This is a genomic window from Acinetobacter sp. Ac_3412 (genome assembly GCF_013072675.1).
Classification (GTDB): domain Bacteria; phylum Pseudomonadota; class Gammaproteobacteria; order Pseudomonadales; family Moraxellaceae; genus Acinetobacter; species Acinetobacter higginsii.
This window is the reverse complement of sequence record NZ_LXUJ01000012.1, coordinates 155134-179800: the sequence shown is the minus strand read 5'-3', so window position 1 is coordinate 179800 and position 24667 is coordinate 155134. Positions and strand designations below refer to the sequence as shown.

General features: G+C 41.1%; 23 protein-coding genes and 6 tRNA genes. 20 read left to right on the top strand and 9 right to left on the bottom strand.

Going from position 1 to position 24667, the window contains the following annotated elements:
* Nucleotides 1-17: 17 nt before the first annotated feature.
* On the bottom strand, nucleotides 18-740 hold the full coding sequence (locus A7P54_RS16150; protein ID WP_171550168.1) for a folate-binding Fe/S cluster repair protein: 723 nt from the start codon (nucleotides 738-740) through the stop codon (nucleotides 18-20).
* Between the two features lie 182 nt (nucleotides 741-922).
* Between A7P54_RS16150 and A7P54_RS16145 the strand changes: the two genes are divergently transcribed.
* The 5 genes from A7P54_RS16145 to A7P54_RS16125 all read left to right on the top strand — a co-directional run bounded on the left by A7P54_RS16145 (nucleotide 923) and on the right by A7P54_RS16125 (nucleotide 3033).
* The gene (locus A7P54_RS16145) at nucleotides 923-1375 is read left to right on the top strand and encodes an SRPBCC family protein (RefSeq protein ID WP_171550298.1); all 453 of its coding nucleotides are present in this window, start codon (nucleotides 923-925) and stop codon (nucleotides 1373-1375) included.
* A gap of 34 nt (nucleotides 1376-1409) precedes the next feature.
* Nucleotides 1410-1772 carry a DUF2004 domain-containing protein gene (locus A7P54_RS16140; RefSeq protein ID WP_171550167.1) on the top strand — a complete coding sequence of 121 codons (363 nt, stop codon included), beginning with the start codon at nucleotides 1410-1412 and terminating at the stop codon, nucleotides 1770-1772.
* Between the two features lie 24 nt (nucleotides 1773-1796).
* Complete coding sequence (locus A7P54_RS16135; protein ID WP_171550166.1) at nucleotides 1797-2153, top strand: DUF488 family protein; 357 nt, start codon at nucleotides 1797-1799, stop codon at nucleotides 2151-2153.
* Nucleotides 2154-2204: 51 nt separating this feature from the next.
* On the top strand, nucleotides 2205-2549 hold the full coding sequence (locus A7P54_RS16130; protein WP_004802922.1) for a zinc ribbon domain-containing protein YjdM: 345 nt from the start codon (nucleotides 2205-2207) through the stop codon (nucleotides 2547-2549).
* A gap of 148 nt (nucleotides 2550-2697) precedes the next feature.
* The gene (locus A7P54_RS16125; RefSeq protein WP_005192866.1) at nucleotides 2698-3033 is read left to right on the top strand and encodes a YegP family protein; all 336 of its coding nucleotides are present in this window, start codon (nucleotides 2698-2700) and stop codon (nucleotides 3031-3033) included.
* Nucleotides 3034-3089: 56 nt separating this feature from the next.
* Here A7P54_RS16125 and A7P54_RS16120 read toward each other — a convergent pair whose 3' ends face one another.
* Together A7P54_RS16120 and A7P54_RS16115 are read right to left on the bottom strand one after the other, a co-directional pair.
* Nucleotides 3090-4805, bottom strand: coding sequence for a proline--tRNA ligase (locus A7P54_RS16120; protein WP_171550165.1), 1716 nt, complete (start codon nucleotides 4803-4805; stop codon nucleotides 3090-3092).
* A gap of 197 nt (nucleotides 4806-5002) precedes the next feature.
* A complete protein-coding gene (locus tag A7P54_RS16115; RefSeq protein ID WP_005206068.1) occupies nucleotides 5003-5656 on the bottom strand; it encodes a hypothetical protein in 654 nt (217 codons plus the stop codon).
* Between the two features lie 279 nt (nucleotides 5657-5935).
* On the opposite strand from A7P54_RS16115, the gene pilG reads away from it, so the two are divergent.
* The 6 genes from pilG to A7P54_RS16085 all read left to right on the top strand — a co-directional run bounded on the left by pilG (nucleotide 5936) and on the right by A7P54_RS16085 (nucleotide 15120).
* The gene (pilG, locus tag A7P54_RS16110; protein WP_004802929.1) at nucleotides 5936-6319 is read left to right on the top strand and encodes a twitching motility response regulator PilG; all 384 of its coding nucleotides are present in this window, start codon (nucleotides 5936-5938) and stop codon (nucleotides 6317-6319) included.
* 20 nt (nucleotides 6320-6339) lie between these two features.
* Entirely contained in the window at nucleotides 6340-6702 is a 363-nt protein-coding gene (locus A7P54_RS16105; RefSeq protein ID WP_004652355.1) for a response regulator, read from the top strand.
* Nucleotides 6703-6742: 40 nt separating this feature from the next.
* Nucleotides 6743-7279 (top strand): chemotaxis protein CheW, encoded by a 537-nt coding sequence (locus tag A7P54_RS16100; RefSeq protein ID WP_005206065.1) that lies wholly within the window; start codon nucleotides 6743-6745, stop codon nucleotides 7277-7279.
* A gap of 46 nt (nucleotides 7280-7325) precedes the next feature.
* A complete protein-coding gene (locus tag A7P54_RS16095) occupies nucleotides 7326-9410 on the top strand; it encodes a methyl-accepting chemotaxis protein (protein ID WP_005322576.1) in 2085 nt (694 codons plus the stop codon).
* A 153-nt stretch (nucleotides 9411-9563) separates the two neighbouring features.
* Nucleotides 9564-14651, top strand: coding sequence for an Hpt domain-containing protein (locus A7P54_RS16090; protein ID WP_171550164.1), 5088 nt, complete (start codon nucleotides 9564-9566; stop codon nucleotides 14649-14651).
* A 13-nt stretch (nucleotides 14652-14664) separates the two neighbouring features.
* Nucleotides 14665-15120, top strand: coding sequence for a hypothetical protein (locus A7P54_RS16085; RefSeq protein WP_005206060.1), 456 nt, complete (start codon nucleotides 14665-14667; stop codon nucleotides 15118-15120).
* A 49-nt stretch (nucleotides 15121-15169) separates the two neighbouring features.
* Here the strand turns inward: A7P54_RS16085 and dapE are convergent, their stop codons facing one another.
* The 3 genes from dapE to A7P54_RS16070 form a co-directional block, all read right to left on the bottom strand.
* Complete coding sequence (dapE, locus tag A7P54_RS16080; protein ID WP_171550163.1) at nucleotides 15170-16303, bottom strand: succinyl-diaminopimelate desuccinylase; 1134 nt, start codon at nucleotides 16301-16303, stop codon at nucleotides 15170-15172.
* A 123-nt stretch (nucleotides 16304-16426) separates the two neighbouring features.
* Nucleotides 16427-16570, bottom strand: coding sequence for an entericidin A/B family lipoprotein (locus A7P54_RS16075; RefSeq protein WP_016541456.1), 144 nt, complete (start codon nucleotides 16568-16570; stop codon nucleotides 16427-16429).
* Nucleotides 16571-16691: 121 nt separating this feature from the next.
* Nucleotides 16692-17549, bottom strand: a complete 858-nt coding sequence (locus tag A7P54_RS16070; RefSeq protein ID WP_171550162.1) for a DUF1853 family protein — start codon at nucleotides 17547-17549, stop codon at nucleotides 16692-16694.
* A 100-nt stretch (nucleotides 17550-17649) separates the two neighbouring features.
* On the opposite strand from A7P54_RS16070, the gene A7P54_RS16065 reads away from it, so the two are divergent.
* The 9 genes from A7P54_RS16065 (at nucleotide 17650) to A7P54_RS16025 (ending at nucleotide 20365) form a co-directional block, all read left to right on the top strand.
* The gene (locus A7P54_RS16065; protein ID WP_005150086.1) at nucleotides 17650-18015 is read left to right on the top strand and encodes a YbaN family protein; all 366 of its coding nucleotides are present in this window, start codon (nucleotides 17650-17652) and stop codon (nucleotides 18013-18015) included.
* A gap of 309 nt (nucleotides 18016-18324) precedes the next feature.
* A complete protein-coding gene (gene elsL / locus A7P54_RS16060; RefSeq protein ID WP_004802943.1) occupies nucleotides 18325-18834 on the top strand; it encodes a cell wall-recycling L,D-carboxypeptidase ElsL in 510 nt (169 codons plus the stop codon).
* A gap of 163 nt (nucleotides 18835-18997) precedes the next feature.
* Nucleotides 18998-19073 (top strand) — tRNA-Val (locus tag A7P54_RS16055).
* A gap of 23 nt (nucleotides 19074-19096) precedes the next feature.
* Nucleotides 19097-19173: transfer RNA gene (locus A7P54_RS16050), tRNA-Asp, on the top strand.
* Nucleotides 19174-19216: 43 nt separating this feature from the next.
* Nucleotides 19217-19293 (top strand) — tRNA-Asp (locus tag A7P54_RS16045).
* 93 nt (nucleotides 19294-19386) lie between these two features.
* A tRNA-Val gene (locus A7P54_RS16040) sits at nucleotides 19387-19462 on the top strand.
* Nucleotides 19463-19501: 39 nt separating this feature from the next.
* Nucleotides 19502-19578: transfer RNA gene (locus A7P54_RS16035), tRNA-Asp, on the top strand.
* 139 nt (nucleotides 19579-19717) lie between these two features.
* Nucleotides 19718-19793, top strand: a tRNA-Val gene (locus tag A7P54_RS16030).
* Between the two features lie 89 nt (nucleotides 19794-19882).
* Nucleotides 19883-20365, top strand: a complete 483-nt coding sequence (locus A7P54_RS16025) for a DUF2750 domain-containing protein (RefSeq protein WP_004802944.1) — start codon at nucleotides 19883-19885, stop codon at nucleotides 20363-20365.
* A 71-nt stretch (nucleotides 20366-20436) separates the two neighbouring features.
* Here the strand turns inward: A7P54_RS16025 and A7P54_RS16020 are convergent, their stop codons facing one another.
* From A7P54_RS16020 to A7P54_RS16010, 3 genes are all read right to left on the bottom strand, one after another.
* On the bottom strand, nucleotides 20437-21171 hold the full coding sequence (locus tag A7P54_RS16020) for a YdcF family protein (protein WP_171550161.1): 735 nt from the start codon (nucleotides 21169-21171) through the stop codon (nucleotides 20437-20439).
* A gap of 121 nt (nucleotides 21172-21292) precedes the next feature.
* Nucleotides 21293-23827 carry a sulfite reductase flavoprotein subunit alpha gene (locus A7P54_RS16015; RefSeq protein WP_171550160.1) on the bottom strand — a complete coding sequence of 845 codons (2535 nt, stop codon included), beginning with the start codon at nucleotides 23825-23827 and terminating at the stop codon, nucleotides 21293-21295.
* Nucleotides 23828-23988: 161 nt separating this feature from the next.
* The gene (locus A7P54_RS16010) at nucleotides 23989-24570 is read right to left on the bottom strand and encodes a YcxB family protein (protein WP_004802952.1); all 582 of its coding nucleotides are present in this window, start codon (nucleotides 24568-24570) and stop codon (nucleotides 23989-23991) included.
* Between the last annotated feature and the right edge of the window lie 97 nt (nucleotides 24571-24667).

Below are 24667 nucleotides of genomic sequence, written 5' to 3'. Positions count from 1 at the left end.
TTTATAAAAGCAAAGTATTATTGAGGTCTTGATACATCACCATTCAGTGCATCCGGTAGATCCAAAACGGTCACACCGAGCACTTCTAAAGTAGCGGGTTTGGCAATCACCAGTGCTAAATAGCCTTCTTCATACGCAATACTATTCACCACTTCAACATCTTTATTGAGTTGAGTTGCAGAGGTAGGAAGATCACCTTTGGCTTGGATTAAATGAAGCCAGTGCTTTGGTTTGGCTTTAAACCAAAGACGTGCCACGATTTCCTGACCAAGATAACAGCCTTTATCGAAATGCACACCATCACGTTGATGTAAACGTAATTCTTGAGGTTGGAACAAATGTTCTGTTGTTTGGGTAATCCAAGCCTGTCCAGACTGGATTGCCTGAACTTGCCAAGTATCGATATCTGTCGTTGTTGCAGAAAACTCGGTTTGTGTACCAACAACAGTTGGATAAACTGTTCCAACTTCTTCTAACTTCATTTTAGAAAAAGCACCAAACTTTTTAATATGCTTAGAAAACTCTTCTGCCTGATCTTGAGTGGTCACAAGTTCAAAACTTTCTGGATTTAATCTTTTAATCCATAAACCAAAATGAATACGTCCTTTTAAATCACAAATAGCAGTATAGCGACTTTCATTTTCAGGCAAGCGTTCTACATGAACCGTCACTTGACCTTGTAAAAATTTTTGTGCATCGACACCATTTAAACTAAAAGCAGTAAAACCAAGCTGACTCATAGATCAATCCTAAATCTGCGTTCTGGACACTAAAATATGGATTGTTATTTTGCGCCATTTTTCACAAAAAAGCAGCTTGAGATTCTCGATATTCGTGCTCAAATGAGCGATTGAAGGCATAGCTTTTGTACAATAAATCGCTATGATGAATCGATCCAACAGAATAATAGTGATATTGGAGAATAATAATGACAGGTACAGTTCGATTACATCGCGTATTTAATGCGCCACCTGCACGTGTGTATAACGCATTTCTTGATCCTGATGCATTGGTTAAATGGCTGCCACCGCATGGATTTACCGCGAAAGTTCATCATTTAGATCCACAACAAGGTGGAACTTATAAAATGTCATTTACCAATTTCTCAACGGGGAGCTCGCATTCCTTTGGTGGAACCTATGTTGAACTGGTACCCAATGAGCTTCTGCGTTACACCGATCGCTTTGACGATCCGAATTTACCGGGTGACATTCAAGTCACAATTCAATTGAAGCAAGTATTAGTCGGTACAGAAATACAGATTACACAAGAGGGAATCCCTGATGTGATTCCTGTAGAGGCATGTTATCTGGGCTGGCAAGAATCACTATATTTATTGAGCTTATTGGTACAAGCAGACATACCAGATCAATAAGGAAAACAGTTTAAATCTTAAATACAAAGTTTTGATGATCATTACATCGGGGGATGCTATGTCAGAACAAGCGATTGTTGAACGCCGTGAACAACTTGCGCGTATAGCCATGCGTGAAGCTTTGGAAAATCAACAAGCCGAAGATAGTGTGGAATTGTTTATTCAACACCATCTGGAGGAAGTGGAGCCAGCATATTGGAAAAAGCATTTTGCAACGTCAACGCCATCACCTATACAGGTGTTAGAGTTTTTGGTACTTACTCATCAGTGGCAAGATGAGGATTTAGACAGTTATGATATGCTGGATTTTACCTTACCAGACGAAATTACCAACTATGTGATTTGTGTGAGCTTTGATTCCAAAGGGCAGGTCATAGATATTTCAATGGAAAGTTGAACGGATAAGGTGCTGGAGAGTCGTGTGCAAATCGAGATCAAACGTATTTATGATCCTGTAGAGCCAACCGATGGGCAGCGTGTACTGGTTGATCGTTTGTGGCCAAGAGGAATTTCTAAAGAGCGTGCGCATTTGGATATTTGGCTCAAGGAAATTGCACCTTCTACAGAATTGCGGCAGGCCTTTTGTCATAAGGCTGAGCACTGGCTCAGCTTTCAAGAAGGGTATTATCAGGAATTAAGTGATAGTCCACATGTGAATGAACTTAGAGAAATGGCAAAGCAACAGCAATTGACGCTGATTTATGCAGCTAAAGATCCTGAGCTGAATCATGCTTTGGTACTTAAAAATTATTTACTTGGCAAAGCGATTCAAGCCTAAATTTTGAAAAACTGCGTCTATCCATCATAATAGTCGTTTTGAGTTTCTTTTATGTCTTTTCCACATTGCCCACAATGCCAATCAGAATATACTTACCAAGATGGCGACTTATTGATTTGTCCTGAATGTTCACATGAATGGAAGGAGGGGGAAGCATCTGCTTCAGAATTGCAAGACATTATTAAAGATGCCAACGGTAATGTATTGGCTGATGGTGATAGCGTTACGGTTGTTAAAGATTTAAAAATTAAAGGTTCATCATCTGTCGTTAAAGTGGGAACGAAGGTAAAAAGTATTCGTTTGGTGCCTGATGCAAGCGATGGTCATAACATTGATTGTAAAATTGATGGTGTGGGTGCCATGAAATTAAAATCTGAATTTGTGAAGAAAGTTTAAATTCTTATTTAGGAGCATGAAAATGCTCCTTTTTTCTACCTGATATAAATTACCAAAAGTGAACAAAAAACAATCTTCTTAAACGATGAGAGCTGATCTATATTGGATGAGATAACAATCAATACTAACTCCAAAAATAGAGGTCCTTATGGCAGGATGGTTCGAAGTAAGTCAAGCGAGTGATGGGCAATATCGTTTTGTATTAAAAGCAGGAAATGGTGAGCCAATTTTAAATAGTGAATTATATAAAACCAAAGCAGCTGCGCAGAATGGAATTGCATCTGTACAAAAAAATAGTCCAGATGATGCACGTTATGAGCGATTAACGTCTAAGAATGATAAACCTTATTTTAATTTAAAAGCTGCTAACCATCAGGTGATTGGTACCAGTCAACTGTATTCAAATGAACAATCGCGTGATAAAGGCATTGAGTCTGTTAAAAATAATGGACCATCAGAAACCATTAAAGATTTAACTGTTTAAATCAGTAATAAAAAAGCCGTTTCAATGAAACGGCTTTTTTACAGATAGAATTGAGATTAGCGAACAAGTTTTGCTAATAATTCTTCTTTATTGAGGTTAGTCGCTTCAGCATCACGACGGCCTTTATATTCAAAAGTACCTGCATCCAAGCCTTTCTCACCGATCACGATACGGTGCGGAATACCCATCAACTCAAGGTCAGAGAATTTCACGCCTGGGCGTTCGTTACGATCATCTAGTAACACGTCATAGCCTTGTGCTTGTAATTCAGCATAGAGTGCTTCAGCTGCTTCAAGCGTACGTGGTGATTTATGCGCGTTCATTGGCACAATTGCAACTTCAAAAGGTGCAATCGCTTGTGGCCAGATAATGCCTTTATCATCAAAGTTTTGTTCGATCGCAGCAGCGACAACACGTGTTACACCAATTCCGTAACAGCCCATGGTGACAGTAAATGGTTTGCCATCTTCACCTAAGACTTTACAGCCCAAAGCTTCAGAATACTTTGTACCGAGTTGGAAAATATGACCAACTTCAATACCACGTCTAATTTGGATCGTACCTTTACCATCTGGAGAAGGGTCGCCTTCAACCACATTACGTAGGTCAAACACTTCCGTGAATTTCGCATCGCGGTCCCAGTTTACACCCGTTGCATGTTTGTCGACCTCATTTGCACCTGCTACAAAGTCAGACAATACCGATGCAGCACGATCCACAATCACAGTTAAGCCTTTTTCAAGCAAGCCTTGAGGACCGCAGAAACCAGCTGTTAGACCGTGTTGTTGCAATTGTTCTTCTGTTGCAAATGCTAAAGGTGCAGCAATCAATGGATGCTTTTCAGCTTTAATATCATTGAGTTCATGGTCGCCACGGAGGAACAATGCAACAACTGGTGTATTGCCTTTGTCGTCAGTTGGACCCTGTACCAGCAATGCTTTAACAGACTGTTTGGCATCAGCATTTAAGAACTGGCAAACATCAGCAATGGTTTTTTGGTTTGGTGTATCAACTAGCGTTAATGCTTGAGTTGCACCAGCACGCTCACCGACTAAAAGCGCTTCTGCCATTTCAACGTTTGCGGCAAAGTCAGATTCTGTCGAGAAAGCGATGTCATCTTCACCACTTGACGCAAGTACATGGAATTCATGCGATGCAGAACCTCCAATTGAACCTGTATCTGCTTGTACTGGACGGAAATCCAAACCTAAGCGTGTAAAGATACGGCTATAAGTGTCATACATGACATCATAGGTTTCTTGTAATGATGCTTGGTCAGCATGGAAAGAATAAGCATCTTTCATGATGAATTCACGCGAGCGCATCACACCAAAACGTGGACGAATTTCATCACGGAATTTGGTTTGAATTTGATAAAAATTCAATGGCAGTTGCTTATAGCTTTTCAGCTCGTTACGCGCCAAGTCTGTAATCACTTCTTCGTGAGTCGGGCCTAGCACGAATGGGTTGTCATGACGATCTTTAAAACGTAATAACTCTGGGCCGTATTGTTCAAAACGACCTGATTCTTCCCAAAGCGCAGCAGGTTGTGTAACTGGCATGAATACTTCTAATGCGCCTGAACGGTTCATTTCTTCGCGAACAATCGCATCCACTTTCTTTAAAACGCGCGTTCCCATGGGCAACCAAGAGTATAAGCCAGAAGCGAGTTTACGAATCATCCCCGCACGTAACATGAGCTGGTGTGAAATCACTTCAGCATCATTTGGGGTTTCTCTTAACGTTGCAAATAAAAAGCGGCTTGCGCGCATGGAAACTGTCCTAAAGTTAAGTGTTATTTAAAAAGTACTATAAAATGAGCAAAAATAATGTGCTCAGTTTTGAGCAATGGGCATTATGACATGAAACATTCAATTTCGCGCAGTATATAGCACTGGCATATGACTAAATATTGAAATTGTTTAAAAATTAATATCGTGAAGGGAGAGATTTATACAAGATTTTGAGCTTAAGTCGAGCCGAGTGCATTTAAGCGATTGATAATATCGCTATATTCTACTTCAGTCTTGTGATAGGCATTACGTAGGCTTTCAACGGTTTTTTTGACGTTTTCAATATTTTGAGCATTATTTTCTAGATTGCTTTTAAGCTGGGCAGGTAGCATTTCACCTTTGCGGTGATATTCCATTTCTTGGCGTTTGAAACCAATCTTATCCTTTTGTAATTGCTGTAACTGTTCTTGCTGATAATTCAGCTGTTTTTTGAGGTTTGCTAAAATTTGATCGCGTTTTGTTGCTGCGATTTGTGGACTGCCATAGGCGCGTTTGAGCCTTAAATCCTGTTCACGACGGCGTGCGAGAGACTCACGTTGGGCTGATTGCTGAACATCGGCAGCGGCATTATAAGCACGATTACGTTTGATCACTTGCATATTACGATCAAGTGCTTCATAACCATGTCGGATGTGTTCTGGTGTGACCGAGGTACTGACATTGGCAACACCATTTTTGTCATAATAACGATACCAAACAGGTTTAACCTGTTCAGTTGCTGCAAAAGTGGAACTGTTGACAAATAGCAATAGAAAAAAACAACAAATGTAACTACGAGTAATCGTTGTAAAGTGACGAATGCGGAAACCGCACTTTAACGAACCAGTCATTACATTCCCCGTAAAAAAGTTAATTAAATCACTTATTTTTAAATAATAATCAGTTGTATATTAGTGCTAATTTAGACATTTAAAAATAGTTATTCAGCAAAAAAATTAGGAATTTAATCAAAAGTGTGAACTGTTTGTGATTGTTAAGCGAAACTGATAGGTTGGTTCAAAAAACTTCATTGATAATGCAAGTAAAGATATGTTAAAAATATCAACTAATCTGTATAAAACAAATTAAACCAACCATAGTTTGTATTGAGTATTGGGGCAGGACAATAAATGGACGATAAATTTCAAAATTTAAAGGTGATGGTGATTGACGATTCAAAAACGATTCGCCGTACAGCTGAGACCTTATTGCAACGTGAAGGTTGTGAAGTGATCACTGCGGTTGATGGCTTTGAAGCATTGTCAAAAATTGCAGAAGCCAATCCAGATATCGTTTTTGTAGACATTATGATGCCTCGTTTAGACGGTTATCAAACCTGTGCATTAATCAAAAACTCTCTAAATTATCAAAATATTCCAGTAATTATGTTGTCAAGCAAAGACGGTTTGTTTGATCAAGCGAAAGGGCGTGTTGTGGGGTCGGATGAATATTTAACCAAGCCATTCAGTAAAGATGAATTGTTAAATGCGATTCGCAACCACGTTAGCGCATAAAATTTAAGATTGAGGAAAAAATGGCTCGTATACTTATTGTAGATGATTCACCTACTGAAACATTTCGCTTTAGAGAAATTTTGACGAAGCACGGTTATGACGTTATTGAAGCGACCAATGGTGCTGACGGTGTCACTATGGCTCAAGCAGAATTGCCTGACTTGGTATTGATGGATGTGGTGATGCCAGGGATGAATGGCTTTCAAGCAACACGCCAGATTAGTAAGGGCAAAGACACACAGCATATTCCTGTTGTAATCGTGAGTACCAAAGATCAGGCCACAGACCGTGTATGGGGTAAACGTCAAGGGGCTTGTGATTATTTGACTAAGCCGATTGATGAACAGCAGCTTATTGATGTAATTAAACAATTATTAAGTTAATTTTTTGCTCAAGATGAGCCTTCTCAATACGGGATAGGGTATGGCAGCAAATGGATTTATCGAATTGCTTCGTTTATCCAAGCGAGGCAATAAACAATACACTTCAACTCAAAATGAAGTCAGCCGTTGGTCTGGTATCGCATTTGAGATGTTAGGGCAATATTTTGTTGCGCCTTTAGGGGAAATTTCGGAGGTGATTTATCCTCCGAAATATACACCAGTACCAAATACTCAGGCGTGGGTACGTGGTTTGGCCAATATTCGTGGACGACTACTTTCAGTTTCTGATTTAACACATTTTATTTCAGGGCAACGAAGTCAGTTTTCCCCAACGCAAAAAGTGATTTGTATTAGCCATCAAGACCATTATGTGGGGTTGGTCGTCGATCAGGTTTTGGGGATTCAACACTTTAATAAAAAGAGTTTTTTCTCTCAAAATAATGAGCTGGATAATAAATTGAAAGATTATTGCCAAGGTCACTTCCACCAACATAATCAACAATGGCATGTGTTTTTATTGAGTCGGTTGCTCAGCAATCCACAATACATGAACGCATCAATAAAATTTATAAACTAATTTATACGCTACGGAACATAAACGCGTATTCAGGGGAGAAGCTGATATGGGCTTTAAACTTAAAAAAAAGAACGGCAATGGCGATAGTGCAGGGCTGAAAAAAGGTGGTGCGTTTTTAGATAATATTAAAGCGCAACTTGACCAGTTTTCACGCTTATTCGGTGAAACAGAGAAATCGAAACCGATTATCTATCGTGCTTTAATTGCTTTGGCCCTTGCAGTTATCCTCTTAATTTACTTATTCGTGAGTGTTCCGCGTTCGAACCAGTTGACCCGTAGTTTGGGTGAATTGCGTTTGTTATCGCAAACGATTTCGCGTCAAGCAACTGAAGCAACTGCATCTGGTACGCCAGAAGCGATGAAAAAACTAGTCGAGTCAGAGAAGCAGTTTGCTGAAAACCTAGACACTGTTGAGAGTGTGTACGGTAAAGGCTCTGATGAGTACAAGAAGGTGAGTGGTCTTTGGGATACTGTTGCCAAGAATATTGACCTGATTGCATCGCAACAAAAAGTTATTAACCAGCTTTACGATACCAACATCTCGATCAGTGAAACCATTCCTGAAATTCAGGCGGAATATAACTTGATGGTCGACCAGATGGTTCGTGAAAACATGCCGAGTAGTCAGGTAATTATTACCAAAAACCAAGTGTTCATTGCAGAACGTATTTTACGTTCGATCAACTCGGTATTGGTCGGTACGGACAACTCAAACGTTTCAGCGAATGACTTTGGTGCCGATATTGATACCTTTGGTGTGTATTTAAATGCACAGTTAAATGGTAGCTCAGAGCTTGGTGTAGACCGCATCAGTTCAGCAGCATTGCGCGAATCTGTAGACAGCATTAAATCTGATTATGATGCCGTATTGAAATCTGCGGCAGCAACGGTATTGCAAAACGCCAACCAGATTGTTCGTGTACGTCAGGCATCTTCACAAATTTTCTCTCAGTCCGATGCACTTTTAACTTCACTCAATGATTTATCAAATAAAGCTGAAGGCGGTTGGGATAACGTTGTTGCAGGTATTGTACTGATTGGCGCTTTAGGTTTACTTGTATTCTCAGCATTACAATTACTTGCATTACGTAGTAATACCGATAAAGAACGCGTAACGCGTCTACAAGATGAATATGACCGTAACCAAAACGCGATTTTACGTTTACTGGATGAGATCGCCGACTTAGCGGATGGTGATTTACGCTCTTACGCAACAGTATCGGAAGACTTTACGGGGGCGATTGCCGACTCGATTAACTTCGCGATTGACCAGTTACGTGACCTTGTATCTCGAATTACTGATACCTCGCAAGAAGTTGCACGTTATACCCAAGATACCCAGAGCATTACTAACCAGTTAGCAGAAGCTTCTGAACATCAGGCGCAAGAAATTGCAGGTGCATCAGCGGCGATGAACGAAATGGCACTGTCAATTGACCAAGTATCTGCCAACGCTTCTGAATCTGCTGACGTAGCACAACGCTCGGTACAAATTGCAACCAATGGTGCGCAAGTGGTAAACCGTTCGATCGAAGGTATGGATCATATTCGTGAACAGATTCAAGAGACTTCAAAACGTATTAAACGTTTGGGTGAATCTTCTCAAGAGATTGGTAACATTGTCTCGTTGATTAACGATATTGCCGACCAAACCAACATCTTGGCATTAAACGCAGCGATCCAAGCATCGATGGCGGGTGAAGCAGGTCGTGGTTTCGCGGTCGTAGCCGATGAAGTACAGCGTCTTGCAGAACGATCTGCATCAGCAACCAAGCAGATTGAAAGCTTAGTAAAAACCATTCAAACGGATACCAACGAAGCCGTAATTTCGATGGAACAAACCACGTCGGAAGTTGTACGTGGTGCGAACTTGGCAAAAGATGCGGGGATTGCACTGGATGAGATTCAAACGGTATCGGGCGACTTAGCAAAACTGATTGAAAGCATTTCGGATGCAGCAAAACTTCAGTCTGCATCTGCCAGTCATATTGCAACTACGATGAATGTCGTACAGGAAATTACTTCACAAACAACAACTGCAACGTTTGATACAGCGCGCTCAGTTTCTGAGTTGGCAAACATGGCTGAATCATTACGTGAATCGGTAACTGACTTTAAGTTACCTGAGTAAACCGAATTGGAAAGGCAGATGGGGGTGTCTGTCTTTCCATTTTTAGAGATGTTGGATATCTCAACAAGGTGATGGCGAAATGTAACTACATCTTGTGTGATAGATAGACGTAATTTTTACCCACGTTGGTGGATAAAAACGAAAGAAGCAGCTATGAAACAAATATTAAAAACGTTAGTTGAAACGATGACGCTTCCTGAAGACAGTTATCTTGAACAAGATGCAGAGATTCTTGAAATTTTTATTGAAGAATTAGATGAGATCTTTGTTGAGTTAGAACCATTATTAGTTCAATGGACGGAACAACCACATCAGCAAGATGTGCTCACCGATATTCGTCGCCATTTCCATACCCTGAAAGGCTCTGGAAGAATGGTGGGAGCGAAATCGTCTGGAGAGTTGGCGTGGACGGTTGAAGATACTTTAAATCGTGTGATTGCGGGTACGATTAGCTTAAATACCGATATCCAACGCTATATACAAGCAGTTTTCAATCTCTACCGTTTTAAACTGATTCATGATTTTAAAGCAGTTCAAAGTCATCTGATCGACTTCAGACCGCTGGTTTTATTAGGACAACAATTACAACAACAGCAAAGTCCTGAGCCAGCATTGGCTGAGTTGTTTAAGCTTGCTACTGATCTGACACATGATGATGTCGTGACGGGTCTTGAATGGGCAGATGTCGAAGCAGTTGAAGAAACAGTTCCTGAAACTATCGCAGTCGAATCTCTTTCTGCTGAGACAACAGTTCATACTGATGATGAGGTTCTTGCGAAGGAAACTTTGGCCATCTTCTTGGAAGAAGCAGAAGAGCATCTCGCCACGATTGATCAATTCTTGGTGAATGATCGTCCAAGTAATGATCACTATAATACGCTGATTCGAGCATTACATACTTTACGTGGTAGCTCTGCCATGGCACAGGTTGATCATGTGTTTGAAGCCAGCTCAAAAGTTGAGAATTTGTTTAAAACATTATTACAAGAAGAGCTGGATTCAAGCTCAGATGAAACGGCTCTGTTGACACATTATGCTCAATTTGTACGTGATTATTTACATACTTTGAAACAGCAAGCCCCACAGCAGAAATTTGATGAAATCTATCAGACCTTCAATGTTGCTTGGGATAGCTACGATTTCCAACTTGAAGAAAAGAATGGGAACACCGTTCGGCCACAAGGTTTAGTCTCTGAGTTACTTGAACTCAATATTAATGATCTCTTAGACGTTGAGTTTGATTTTGAAAAGCGTGCACGTCATGAGTTCCCGCAATATATTCAGTTACTCAGCCAGCAAGCTGAAACCTTGTTGCAGCATACGCATCACCATGCAACCATTGGCATGTATCAATACACCAGTCAGTTGCGTTCTAGTTATCAAGATATTCTCTTTAAACCAAGTCTACTTAATCTTGATTATGCATTTGAGCTTTATCATCAAGTCCATCAACAGTTTATCCAACTGTTTGATACTTTGGCAGCAGGACAGCGTGTTACCTTAAGTAAAGCGCATGAGCTTGTTTTAAATGAATTAAGTTCCTTCACTCAGCAAAATGTTGAGGCTCTGGAAACACCTGTTGTTGAGATGACTGAGGCCATTGAAGAGACAAATACAGTCGAACTCCAAGAGGCAACTAAGCCTGTTATTGCGAGCACTGATCTAGCCGCGCAATTTGCTTTAGATAAGCAGCAGTTACAGTCAGATGAAGCGAATCGAGATTTTGATCCTGACGTATTGGATATCTTCCTTGAAGAAGCTGATGAATTACTGGGTGGGATTGATACTGACCTGAATACATGGGCTGCGGATCATCAAAACGTCAATGCCTTAAAGAATCTAATGCGCTATTTGCATACCTTAAAAGGTGGTTCAAATATGATTCAAGCGCGTCATATTGGTTTGATTGCGCATGAATTGGAAACCATCTACGAGAAGTTGATCAATCAACAGATTCAAGCAACGCCACAGTTGATTACTGCGATTCGTTCAGTGCAAGATGATATTGCTGATCGTATTCAAACCATTCGTGATCAGCAGATAGATTATCCATCGACACACACTTTGATTGTATTGGCCGATTTGTCGAAAACAGCTGCTGTGGCAGATCCAGTTGAAACTGAATCGGTACCAGCAACACTACAAGATCAATTAGCTGTAATTGAAGATGTTGCTGAGTCATCAGATGCAATTATAACGGTTGCGCCAGTCAAAACTGAGTCTGTGTCAGCAACGATTGATGTCACCGCATTCGCTGCTCAGTTGGCTCTGGATAAGCAACAGTTACAATCAAGTGATGCAAACCGCGACTTTGATCCTGACTTGTTGGATATCTTCCTTGAAGAAGCAGATGAGTTGATGGGGGGGATTGATGCTGATCTAATTACGTGGACTGCCGATCACCAAAATATTAATGCTTTAAAGAACTTGATGCGTTATTTGCACACCTTAAAAGGTGGTTCAAATATGATTCAAGCACGTCATATTGGTTTGATTGCGCATGAGTTGGAAACGATTTATGAAAAACTGATTAACCAACAGATTCAGGCAACACCACAACTGATTGCGATCATTCGTTTAGTCCAAGATGATATTGCCGATCGTATTCAAACCATTCGCGATCAGCAAACAGATTATCCGTCGACGCATGTGGTGCAGTTACTGCAACAAGCAGATCAAACAGTTGCTCCTGCAACGGTTGAAACAGTTGTTGAGGCTATACCTGTAACCGAAGTAAATGAAACTGAGCGTGTTGATACTCAGGCAGACGTACTTGAACTTGTCGAAGCTGAAATTGACGTGCAGCCAATAGCACTTGAAGAGCAAGTTGGCATTGTTGAAGTCGAAGAAGAAGTGTTGGAAGATACTTCAGCAGCTCAAACGGTTGAGACAGAGACCGCGTCAGCAGATGACGATGTTCGCTCTTTGGTTGAACAAACGTTCCTTGAAGAAGCGGAAGAGTTAATAGAGCAGGCACAAGGCTTATTAAAACAATGGTTTGATCAACGCGGTAACCGTAGTTTACTGTTGCAGTTACAGCGTAATGCCCACAGTCTTAAGGGCGGGGCACGTATGGCAGAAATGGATGCGATTGCCATTATTGCCTACCACTTGGAAAATGCATTCGAGCAATTTGGTGTACATCATTTCAATTCAAATGTGTATGACAACCTACTCAACACTGCATTTGCGTGGCTTGAGGATGCGATCTCTAAACGCCAATATGCAAACTTTGATGGCTTAAAACAAAGCTTGGAGAAGATGGAATTTGTCGATGTTTCGGCACAACTGCCACAGAAACTCTCTGCCAAAGACATCTTTACGCCTGAATATACGATGGAGTTTGTTCAAGGGGATGGCACTGAGCCACCGTCAATGCTAGGTGAATGGGAAACTGCTGAACGCATTGAACAGAATAATGAAATGATCCGTGTTTCTGCTGACGTCATCGAGAAGATGATTGATTTGTCAGGGGAGAATGCGATCAACCGTTCACGTATCGAGATGGACTTAGGTCAATTGGGTGGTACCTTGACGGAAATGGAACTGGCAATCAAACGTTTGGCGGATCAGTTACGCCGAATGGAGGGTGAGTTAGAAAGTCAGATTATTGCACGACATGGGGGTGAAAACTCACGTTATGCCGACTTTGACCCATTGGAAATGGACCAATATTCATCGTTGAATCAATTGTCCAAGTCTTTGGCCGAGTCTGCATCGGATTTGGTTGACTTTAAAACTACACTGTCTGAAAAGATTCGTGATACCGAAGGTTTGTTGTTACAGCAGTCACGTATTCAGGCTGAAATTCAAGAAAGCTTGATGCGTACTCGTCTGGTGCCATTCTCACGTCTATTGCCGCGTTTACAACGTATTGTGCGTCAAACAGCATCGACCTTAAACCGCCCAACAGAACTGGTGGTGAATAATACTGAAGGTGAATTAGACCGCAGTATTCTTGAACGTTTGGTTGCGCCGTTTGAACATATGTTACGTAACGCGATTGACCACGGGATTGAAGACCGTGAACAACGTCTACAGGCACAAAAGCCAGAGACTGGACATATTGTGTTGAACATTGGTCGTCAAGGCACGGATGTTGTTGTGACCTTTAGTGACGATGGTAAAGGGATTGATGTTAACCGCATTAAAGAAAAAGCATTACAGACTGGTTTAATGACCAAAGACCAAAAGCTTGATCAGGAAGAAATTCTACAATTTATCTTCCATCCAGGCTTTAGTACCGCGGCTCAAGTCACTCAAATTTCTGGACGTGGTGTAGGGCTCGACGTTGTACAAAGTGATATTAAAGCCTTAGGTGGTCACGTCAGTGTCGATTCAAGCTTAGGTCAGGGCACCACCTTTACCATTCGCGTACCAACTACCGTGGCGGTGAGCGATGCCTTGATGGTAAAAGCAGGCGATCAACAGTTCGCGTTCCCATTGGCACAGATCGATCGTATTGTACGTATCTCACCAATGGCCTTAGAACAGTACTTTGAAAGTCAGGATGATTACTTCAGCATTGATCAAGAGCGTTATCGTTTACGTTACTTGTCTGAGTTTGTTGCTGGGCAGCCAATTCCACGATTGAGTGGTGTGGTCCATTCCTTACCTGTGCTGTTGATTAAAGGTGCGCAAGGTCAGACCACGGCATTACTGGTTGATCAGTTGATTGGCTCGCGTGGACAGATTGTGGTCAAACCAGTGGGACAACAGTTCTCCAGTATTGGCGTGATTGCAGGTGCAACGATTCTCGGTGATGGTCAGGTTTGTTTGATCTTGGACGGTCAAAATATTGCGCGACAAGCGCAATCAACTGCACGTAGTAAGCAGGCGGATGAGACCTATACCAAGCAGCGTTATGACGAACGTCGCTTGATTATGATTGTCGATGACTCGGTGACGGTACGTAAGGTGACTTCACGTCTATTAGAGCGTCAAGGCTATGATGTTGTAACCGCGAAAGATGGTGTCGATGCAATTGAACAGCTTGAGACGGTTAAGCCAGATCTGATGTTATTGGATATCGAGATGCCACGTATGGATGGTTTCGAGGTTTCGAATCTGGTACGACATCATGAAATTCACCGTGACTTGCCAATTATCATGATTACATCACGTACCGGTGAGAAGCATCGTGAACGTGCATTATCATTGGGTGTAAACCAGTATATGGGTAAACCATTCCAAGAAGAGGCGCTCTTGGAAAATATTGAAAGCTTACTTGCGGTGCGCTAAGAGGTGAAAAATAATGGCTAAGAAAAGCGCAAACTCAGCACTGGGACAGATTGACCAGCAAGAGTTACAACATTTAATTACGGTCTCAACCGGATTTATTGATGCATATATTATTCAATGTCATCAAAAAGTACCGATGCTGTTACCACAAAATATTGTGTTATCAGCAATGGATACCCAAACCAATGTTGATCATATCGAATGGCATGATTTAAAACTTCCAGTCTATGCTGTGAATGATCCGAAGCAGAAACAAGGCGTCGCATTGGTGATTGAAGGGGATGACGTTTCTGAACGATTTGCTTTGGTCTGCGATGAAATGCCTGAATCGATTCGTGTGCGTATTTCAGAGATTGTGGATGAAGAGCGCGAAACCGATGACGACAAAGTCTTTAAATATGTAAAAATGGGAGAGCATGAATTCTATGTTCCCCATTTGCAAAATATACAAACCCAGCTCGGGTTGTAATAAAAAAGGAACTCATTTGAGTTCCTTTTTTTATTGATCTCTTTTATTTTTAAGCAAGTAACTCGATTAAAATCTGTTCATAGATTTCAGCCAATGGTTCAAGCTCAGCCACATTGACATGTTCATTAATCTGATGGATGGTGGCATTCAACACACCGAGTTCAAGTACTTGTGCACCTGTAGGGGCAATAAAGCGACCATCTGAAGTTCCGCCACTGGTTGAAAGTACCGTATCAATGCCTGTAACATTTTTAATCGCTGTTTTTGCAGCATTCACCAACTCACCAACAGGTGTAAGGAAAGGCAAACCCGATAAAGTCCACTGAATATCATAATTCAGTTGATGCTTATCTAAGGTCTCAAGTACACGTTGTTTTAAGATGTCCGCAGTCACTTCGGTTGAATAACGGAAGTTAAAGGTCACTTTTAATGTCCCTGGAATGACGTTGGTTGCGCCAGTGCCTGCTTGGATATTTGAAATCTGGAATGAGGTTGCAGGAAAGTATTCATTGCCGTTGTCCCAAACAGTTTCGCACAATTCATTGATGGCTTTAGAAGCAGAATGAATTGGGTTCTCAGCGAGATGTGGATAGGCAACATGACCTTGCTTGCCATGAACAGTCAGTACAGCATTTAGAGAGCCACGACGACCATTCTTGACGATATCGCCCAGTTGATTTGTGCTTGATGGTTCGCCAACTAAGCACCACGTCATTTTTTCATTACGCGCTTCTAATGTTTCAACGACCTTAACTGTACCATTAATAGATGGACCTTCTTCGTCAGAGGTGATCAGGTAGGCGATTGAGCCTTTATGATTTGGATGCTTTGCGACAAAACGTTCAGAAGCAACCACCATTGCAGCCAAAGCGGTCTTCATGTCTGCAGAACCACGACCATATAACTTACCATCGCGAATACTTGGTAAAAATGGATCTGAATTCCATGCGTCTAAATGGCCAGTTGGTACCACATCGGTATGTCCTGCAAAACAGAATACTGGATTTTCAGTACCGCGGCGCGCCCATAAATTATCAACATCTTCAAAACGCATGTTTTCGATATTAAAGCCAATCTTTGCTAAGCGTTCTGCCATGATGTTTTGACAATCATGATCTACAGGCGTTACAGAAGGTTGACGAAGGAGTTGTAAACTAAGTTCAAGCGTATCGGAATGGTTCATGCGAGATGTAGCTAAATCTGGTGAAATGTGAACCGATATAATAGGGGAATATGCAGCAGAAAGGTATGGGAAAATAAACCTTATCTAGGTTTAGATAAGGTTTTGGTAAGTTGCTTTCAGGGATTACATTTTATCTTGTGTTTTCTCCGCAGTTTGTGTGACTTTATCACCTGCCTTAGACACATCTTTACCAATACCTTTGAATGTATTACAGCCAGTTAAAACAAAAGCAGTCATGATTGAAGCAACTAAAATTTTTTTCATCATCGTCTCCATTTCAATTTAATTATGATGTACTTAAGAGGCTAAAAAAGTTAACAGAAAATGACTATGTGGGTTTGATGGTAGATGTGTTATAAAATGTTAATTTGTAGAATAATAATTCACTTTATTTCATAAATAAAAGCGAAGGTTGGCGAAACATATAATAAGAAGGCGTTGGCTGATCCTGATAATACAAACCATTGCTCCACCAGACTGCAGTTTGTGATGAAGGCTCTAAATCAGGGCAGAGCCATTCATGTCGTTGTAAACGATAATAAGGTGTTTGCGGTATCTGGGTTCCCCATTGGCCTAAACGCCGTGATGCATTGATCCAAGACGGTAAACTTAAGCTGTTTTGTTGCTCAGGTAGATAGAGTTGACCTTTCATCACTGCAAACTTTCTTTGAATTTGATGGTGATTGGCTTCTGAAAACTGAAATTGACGTTCAGTAAAATGTTTTAACTTTCGCTGCAAGGTATCTTCGCGGTTTAGGCCGTACCATTGTGCTAAATCTAATTCGTTTTCACCCAGATAATATTTTAATGCCACTTCCCAATGTTCGATTTCATTTGTTCGTGTATTGAGTACAACAAAATCGAGTTCACCTAAGGTGACTGCACCTGCAATTTTTTGAATACTATGTCCCAACAGTTGGTAGGGATGATAGTCATCATCCAATAACCAGAACCAGAGTAAATTCTCAAAACGCAAACCGAGACGGGTACTTTTGAGTTGTGCCAGAAAATCAATCAGTGGCTGAGGCTGTTGATCCAGTTGCTTTAATCGCTGTTCATAGTTTTGATAATGAGTGTGCCAAATCGAATCGTGATGAAGCTCAAAATGATGTTTTACATTAAGCTCATTGGGAATCTGAGCCAATATACTCGGGCTGGCGATACAAAATGCTAAATGACGTACGATTGGGTTATTAAACTGTAACCACGGTTCAAAATAACTGGAAGTGGTAATCAGGTTAGGCATGAATTAACTCAATCATTGAAATAATAAGTGAAGTTTAAGAAAGAACGATAAAAACACTTTATACTAGCACGGTTGTAAATCGGTGTTGGTTAATTGCTCAATGAAAACATTATTCTGGCGTAGTTTAGTCGTGATTTTTATTACGTTAGGAATTATAGGGGCAATTCTACCGGGGATGCCAACCACTGTCTTTCTGATTTTAGCAGCGTGGGCTGCTTCAAAAGGCTGGCCTGAAATGGATGCATGGTTATTGAATCATCCGAAGTATGGACCAACCTTACGCAACTGGCGTGAGCATGGCACAGTCCCGCGTAAGGCAAAATGGATTGCCAGTATCATGATGCTGATCAGTGGTATTTTGATGCTCTTTACCAATGCGCCATTTTGGGTAAAAGTTTTTACCGATGTCACTATGTTTATCGTGGCTGTATGGCTGTGGTTACGCCCCGAGCCTGAGCGAGGATAAGCAAAGCAACGCTCTTGCGGAATATATTCCTCATGCGCAAGACGAGAACTATGTTCGAGTGAAGAAAGTAACGCTCTTGCGGGAATATCTTCCTCATGCGCAAGACCTTGCGCCAAATATGGCTCATATGCTGTGAGTGGCGAGGCTAAATAAACTTAAAGCACTGCTTTTAGCTTATCTCAAAGATAAATCATGCTGTTTTGTTTTTTATATTTAAAACCAACAGATAATTAAAACTACTGAAAAGTACAAGAAAAAGCCGATAGTCTATGTTGAAATAAAGATGTTCTATCAGTTATCGAGATAAAAATGAGCTACACCTTAGATCAGGCAGACATTGTCATTGACTTGGCACAACAGACCTTAAGTTTGCCAAAACATAATAAATTCTATGTGATCTCTTCTGGTAAGAACGGCATTGGTGAGCAAGAAAATAGTGGCAAGACGCCAAGAGGTTGGCATCAGGTTGCTCAAAAGATTGGTGGTGATGCACCTAAAAATGCCGTATTTATTGCACGCCAGCCCACGGGTGAAGTGTATGACCAGCAATTAGCGCAACAATTTCCACAACGAGATTGGATATTGTCACGAATTTTATGGTTGGATGGTTTAGAAGAAGGCTTTAACCATGGGGAAGGGCACGATACCTTTAAGCGTTATATCTATATTCATGGTACTCCTGATACAGAACCGATGGGCATTCCAATGTCACATGGTTGCATTCGTATGAAGAATGATGAAATTCTTGAACTGTTTGAACTCGTTTCTGAGCAAGCTGTGGTTTATATTTCTGAACAAGCCTTAGAAAATAAAGCGTGAAAATGCAAATAAGTGCTTAAATAAAATACGAAAATATCATTTTTTTGATGGAATGACTTATTTTTTAATCATTCGTACTGTTTTTTCGGAAAAGAGTGGCAAAAGCGTTTGACAGGCTGTAAAGATTCTCTATAATGCACCTCACAAACGATGAAGACGTTAAGGGCGCTTAGCTCAGTTGGTAGAGCGTCTGCCTTACAAGCAGAATGTCGGCGGTTCGATCCCGTCAGCGCCCACCAAGCCTTTACGTTAAAACTCAAGTGCAGCGGTAGTTCAGTTGGTTAGAATATCGGCCTGTCACGCCGAGGGTCGCGGGTTCGAGCCCCGTCCGCTGCGCCACTTAAGTTTTAATAATTGTTTGTCATGATTGCAAAATTATCGTGCAGCGGTAGTTCAGTTGGTTAGAATATCGGCCTGTCACGCCGAGGGTCGCGGGTTCGAGCCCCGTCCGCTGCGCCACTTAAATTTGCAAGAATGAACACCTTGGGATACAAGATGATAATTTTTATCTTGCGTCATAAAGATTGATAGTTAATCAGTTTTTATTCCTTAGGGCGCTTAGCTCAGTTGGTAGAGCGTCTGCCTTACAAGCAGAATGTCGGCGGTTCGATCCCGTCAGCGCCCACCATAATTTGTGACATTTACTTCTCAATAGAAGTAATACAGTGCAGCGGTAGTTCAGTTGGTTAGAATATCGGCCTGTCACGCCGAGGGTCGCGGGTTCGAGCCCCGTCCGCTGCGCCATTCTCTTGATATCAATTTAAGAGAGTGTTAGTTTTAACAAGTATCTTTATACTTGATCTCTGATTCGAGATGCCATTAGAAAAATCAAGGATTTTTCTCTTGCGCTCAGACAAAGCTTCGCTTTGTTTATCCTCGCTCAGGGCGCTTAGCTCAGTTGGTAGAGCGTCTGCCTTACAAGCAGAATGTCGGCGGTTCGATCCCGTCAGCGCCCACCATATATCTTCCTTAAATCTCATATCATTGTAATCCATACAAAGTTATTCTATGATTAGCGTCAATAATGATTCTAATATTGAAGTACTTTATGAGAAACCCTTATCAACGCAAGGCTGCGTCGAAATCTCAAACTACACCTTCTGGTTCTTCACTCAAAGACGCTTACCGTCAGTTCATTCAAAATATTGTTATGCAACGTCATGTGATTGCACTGTATCACGATGGTTGGGCCTTATGCTCAACACCATCTGGACAGCATGCTTTATCCGTGTGGCAGAATAAAAGTTTGGCAAAACTGCTAATTAAAGACAATTGGGCGCAATACGAAATTCAGGAAGTACCATTACTGGCTTTTATTGAAAAATTAATTCCATTTTTAAAAGAAAATAATACGATCTTATCTCTAGACTTAACCCCAGAGGGAAACAATTTACTGGTTTCCCCTGATTCTTTATTATTGGATATTAAGAATTTTTTATACCAAATATATTTACAACGTCCAGATGTCTTTGCTGAGTTAAAACTCCCTTTACCACGTGATATTCGTTTGCATAACTCAGCTTCATCCTAATTGAGAGGGTAATCTCTCAATCAATACTCATTTAAAATCCAGCCACTCGCATAGGCAAAGTATTCTCTTAACTATGCGTTATAACGTGTTGCCAAAGGTGTGGTTGCACCAAGCATGGTGATATTGCTGTAGCCTTGTTTCTTGGCAATGGCAGCGGCACGTAAGGTATGGAAGTCACTGGTCACGATTGCAATTGGCTGCTGAATATTGATGTGTTGTGCCTGCAATAAGGTTTGACTATTTTTGAGATTTAACTCAGTACTGGTGCTTTTATCTTCCAAAATGATTTGTGATGCAGGAAGGTGATAGTGTTGTTGTACGTAACGTGACATCACCACGGCTTCGCTATCAGTTTCACCAAAATCAATACCACCTGTCATGACTAATTTTGCTTGAGGCTGAGCTAAAGCAATTGGGGCGGCACGGTCTAAACGTTTTGCGAGTGTTGCAGATGGTTGTCCTTTCTCTACACCACTACCTAGTACGATAATCGCTTTAACCGCAGGGATATGTTGAGTTTTATCATTGTTATCGGACAGATAATCAAAGAAATAGCCTAAGCTAACTAACCAAATCCAGAAACAGAGCCAGCCAAAGCGCCAGATTGAATGCAAGCGGAAATGATAGAAAAAGAAACGTTCAATATGATAATAGAAATAAGCATAGAGACAGAAAAATAGTCCAAGTAGCAGCGGCAGTACGGTTCCGATATGAATCTTTTTAAAAGCGATCAGAATTGCGCCATCTAAGAACAGAACTGAACCGATAAGGGCTAAAATAATACGAACCCATGAACTTATTTGCATAATCTTAATTGTGTCGATTTGAACCGTGCTAAGTGTATGCAAAATTCAGAGAAAGGCAAATCCTCTTATTGTCTTATAAAAAAACGAGTGGCTAGCACTCGTTTTTTTTTATAGAGAAGAATTAATAAACGTCTCGGCGATAACGACCAGCTTGTCTTAACTCATCCAGTTTTTCTTCGCTAAGAATTTCCATCAATGCCTGATCGACACCAGAAGCCATACCTTCAATGCTACCACAGACATAAATCACAGCACCTTGCTCAACCCATTTGATCAGTTCATCTGCATTGTTGCGCAATACGTCCTGAACATAGATGCGCTGTTCTTGATCTCGCGAAAAAGCCAAATCCAGGCGCTGTAGTGTTCCCATGTTTAACCAGGCTTGAATGGTTTCTTGATAGAAGAAATCATGTTCGCGTTGACGTTCACCAAAGATCAGCCAGTTGGCAGTGTAATTTTGGCGATTACGTTGCTGTAACAAGCTCATGAGACCTGCGATACCAGTACCATTACCAATACAGATAATTGGGCGGTTGTCATCAATTAAATGGAATGATTCATTGGTTCGAATACGCAGGGCGATGTTTTGTTTGGGTTGCGCAAATTCGGTTAACCAGCCAGAACCAAGACCGAGTTGATCATTTTCATCACGTTTTTGGCGAACCACCAGTCTTAGTACTTGTTGAGAGGGAATACTCGCAATCGAATATTCACGTGCGGGTAGGGTGGGCAACTGTTTCAGTAAATCTTCAAGCGTACTAAAAGGCTGGATTTCAACCCGCAGATTTCTATCCCACAGCGCTTGTTCAATATTTTGCTTCAATGATTTAACGATACTATGTGCTGGGGTTTGATACTTGATCAAGAAATTCTGAATATCGGTCAAACTGTTGGCAGGTTGAATTTCTGCAATATCACCCGCATGCCAGGTCATGTCAGATGCTGAGGTCAGCTCGATATTATAAGCTGCCTGCCCTAAGCTATCTGGATTAAGTAGGGTGCGTTCGCTTAGCGTCCATTGATCAAATACTTTCTCAATATTCATCGCATGTAGCTCATGCTGGGTTACCGCAGACAAGCCCTGATTCCAACGCTGAATATCAGTGGCATTGGCATTATCCACTTCGATCAAGTCGAATAATGGTTGAGCATGGCATTGCTTTAACCATGCATCTACCGCATAGCCGAAGCTACAATAACTATCAAGATATTCTTTTGAACCCAGTGCCAGTACAGCATATTGCATTTGGCTAAGATCAAGCTTTTGTTGCATCAGTTTCTTGCTGAAACTTGCGGCCAGATCAGGTGCCTCACCTGTACCATAGGTACTGACTACGAATAAAACCTGTGGTGCTTGTAATAGATCTTGCTCAGTCAGTTGCTGAATTGGTTTAACCGTGGTGGGCTGTTGTGCTTCTTGTAAGCTGGTCGCTGTACGCCAAGCCAATTGTTCAGCCACACCAGTTTGCGTTGCATAAGTAATCAGCCAAGGCTTAGCATTTGGATCAATCTGCTGTGCGCCGAGTGACTGACGTGCCGCTTGAGTTAATTTCTTCTGTTTACGACGTTTTAGATAGAGCATCCAACCCGTTACAAAGAACAGTGGCATTGCTAATGAAGCCAACATGGCAATAAATTGATAGGTTGAACCAAAGAAGCTACCGCGATGTACTGGCAGCATGCTGCTCATGATTTTTTCATTGAGCTTTTTATCTTCATAGAGTTCGAATTTTTCGAATTTATTGTTTTGATAGTTATAAACCACTTGGTTGCGTGCACGCTCATGTTGTGGAATAGCATCGACAAATGAAAGTTCAACCTTGGCATCATCACGTTTAGGAATATTTAAGGTGAGGCTAGAATATTCACGGCCAATCTGTGCATTTACGCCTGTCCATGTTTGCGTCAGAATGGTGTTAATCTGCGTTTTTTCTAGCTCTGGTTGTTTATCTTTACCACGTTCATTTTGTTGATTACGTTGTGGTTGTTCAACGCCCATAACTTTGAACATGCCAGCACGCCACCAGTCATAAGACCAATATAAGCCTGTACATGCAAACAGTAGATAGAACACAACCACCCAGGTTCCCACTACTGCATGAAGATCCCAAATAAAATTACGACCTTTCAGTTTAGGTTTAATAAACAACCATTGTTTAAAGCTATGTTTCTTTGGAAAGCGTAGATAGATGCCACTCAATACAAAGAAAATCAGCATGAGGGTCGATGCCCCAGTAATCTGTGCGCCAAATTCACCAGCAGTTAAATTACGGTGTAAACGCTGAATAAATTGCAGCGTATCACGCCCTTTAACTTCAGGTAATACTGCCGCTGTATAGGGGTTGACCATCATATTATAGCCACGACGCGCACCTTCTTTTTTAATATTGACGGTTGACGATTCGGTAGGATCGGCGGCAATGGTAATGCTGTTAATTTCAATTTCGGGTTGTTGTTGATTGAAATGTTGATACAGTTGGGCAGGGGTGAGTTTCGGTGTTTGGGCAACCTCAACGACATAGCTGTCTTGGTTGATCCATTTTAGAATCTGTGGTTCGTATGAATAGATTGCACCTGTTACTCCCATCAAAGAGAGAATAAGCCCCGCGGTAATCCCTAAAAACCAATGGATTTGGAAGAAAACTTTTTTAAACATGGTCAAAGAATGGAAAGATAATGGAATTCATGTAAAAAATTATAACCCAAGAATAAGAACATAATATGGATTTTGCAGGTAATATTGATTTTGATTCTCATTTATTTAATGGGCATTAAAAAACCTCTCATGTCGAGAGGTCTTTTATAGTGATTAATCTATTAGATTGATTTAGGTGCACCAACCGTTTCATTGAGGTGTCTGCGTACGGTATTGAACGAGAAATTTTTCGAGTCCATACGCTTTGGTAAAATATAGGCACCTTGTTGTTCTTCACCTTTTGTTTTTACCTTGAAGTTCACCAAAATAAAGTCAGGAGAGCTATACCATTCATAAATGTCTTTCCAACCAATGGTTGCAGTACCTTCTTGCAGACCCATTTTTTGACGCATCACGATACCGTGTGGTTGTACGCCTAAACGGAGTCCTTTAATTTCTTGTACTGGGAATTCAGTCATCTTGCGTTTAACGTACCACTCCAGACCAAAACGTTTGATCAAATAGAACAGCACCACACTGACAATCACGACCCAACAAATCACGGTTGAGTAGGTTGAATAATATTTAATAAGTCCTGCAGCAACCAATGAGAGCACAACCAGTGCAATCATAATCATCCATGCTTTGCGGCTGAATTTGTTGGTACTACGCCAAATCATCAGTTGAGCTTGACGTTGTTCAGCTTCAGAAACTTCGTAAGGAACAGGTTGTAGCGTATAAGCGTATAGCGTTTTGGCGGTCATAGTATAAAAAATGAGTATATAACTGGGTTTAGTTTAACATCTATTGGCATGCAAAGATATTATGCCAATGGCGAATCATGGGCGGCTATTGCAATCA

Bases quoted from the DNA above. Each gene is read 5' to 3' on its own strand.
- A7P54_RS16025 (WP_004802944.1), top strand. From the start codon at position 19,883: ATGAGAAACCCTTATCAACGCAAGGCTGCGTCGAAATCTCAAACTACA.
- A7P54_RS16015 (WP_171550160.1), bottom strand. From the start codon at position 23,827: ATGTTTAAAAAAGTTTTCTTCCAAATCCATTGGTTTTTAGGGATTACC.
- A7P54_RS16070 (WP_171550162.1), bottom strand. From the start codon at position 17,549: ATGCCTAACCTGATTACCACTTCCAGTTATTTTGAACCGTGGTTACAG.
- A7P54_RS16020 (WP_171550161.1), bottom strand. From the start codon at position 21,171: ATGCAAATAAGTTCATGGGTTCGTATTATTTTAGCCCTTATCGGTTCA.
- A7P54_RS16095 (WP_005322576.1), top strand. From the start codon at position 7,326: ATGGGCTTTAAACTTAAAAAAAAGAACGGCAATGGCGATAGTGCAGGG.
- elsL (WP_004802943.1), top strand. From the start codon at position 18,325: ATGAGCTACACCTTAGATCAGGCAGACATTGTCATTGACTTGGCACAA.
- dapE (WP_171550163.1), bottom strand. From the start codon at position 16,303: ATGAACCATTCCGATACGCTTGAACTTAGTTTACAACTCCTTCGTCAA.
- A7P54_RS16115 (WP_005206068.1), bottom strand. From the start codon at position 5,656: ATGACTGGTTCGTTAAAGTGCGGTTTCCGCATTCGTCACTTTACAACG.
- A7P54_RS16130 (WP_004802922.1), top strand. From the start codon at position 2,205: ATGTCTTTTCCACATTGCCCACAATGCCAATCAGAATATACTTACCAA.
- A7P54_RS16125 (WP_005192866.1), top strand. From the start codon at position 2,698: ATGGCAGGATGGTTCGAAGTAAGTCAAGCGAGTGATGGGCAATATCGT.
- A7P54_RS16010 (WP_004802952.1), bottom strand. From the start codon at position 24,570: ATGACCGCCAAAACGCTATACGCTTATACGCTACAACCTGTTCCTTAC.
- A7P54_RS16105 (WP_004652355.1), top strand. From the start codon at position 6,340: ATGGCTCGTATACTTATTGTAGATGATTCACCTACTGAAACATTTCGC.
- A7P54_RS16120 (WP_171550165.1), bottom strand. From the start codon at position 4,805: ATGCGCGCAAGCCGCTTTTTATTTGCAACGTTAAGAGAAACCCCAAAT.
- A7P54_RS16075 (WP_016541456.1), bottom strand. From the start codon at position 16,570: ATGATGAAAAAAATTTTAGTTGCTTCAATCATGACTGCTTTTGTTTTA.
- A7P54_RS16140 (WP_171550167.1), top strand. From the start codon at position 1,410: ATGATCATTACATCGGGGGATGCTATGTCAGAACAAGCGATTGTTGAA.
- A7P54_RS16090 (WP_171550164.1), top strand. From the start codon at position 9,564: ATGAAACAAATATTAAAAACGTTAGTTGAAACGATGACGCTTCCTGAA.
- A7P54_RS16085 (WP_005206060.1), top strand. From the start codon at position 14,665: ATGGCTAAGAAAAGCGCAAACTCAGCACTGGGACAGATTGACCAGCAA.
- A7P54_RS16100 (WP_005206065.1), top strand. From the start codon at position 6,743: ATGGCAGCAAATGGATTTATCGAATTGCTTCGTTTATCCAAGCGAGGC.
- A7P54_RS16150 (WP_171550168.1), bottom strand. From the start codon at position 740: ATGAGTCAGCTTGGTTTTACTGCTTTTAGTTTAAATGGTGTCGATGCA.
- A7P54_RS16065 (WP_005150086.1), top strand. From the start codon at position 17,650: ATGAAAACATTATTCTGGCGTAGTTTAGTCGTGATTTTTATTACGTTA.
- pilG (WP_004802929.1), top strand. From the start codon at position 5,936: ATGGACGATAAATTTCAAAATTTAAAGGTGATGGTGATTGACGATTCA.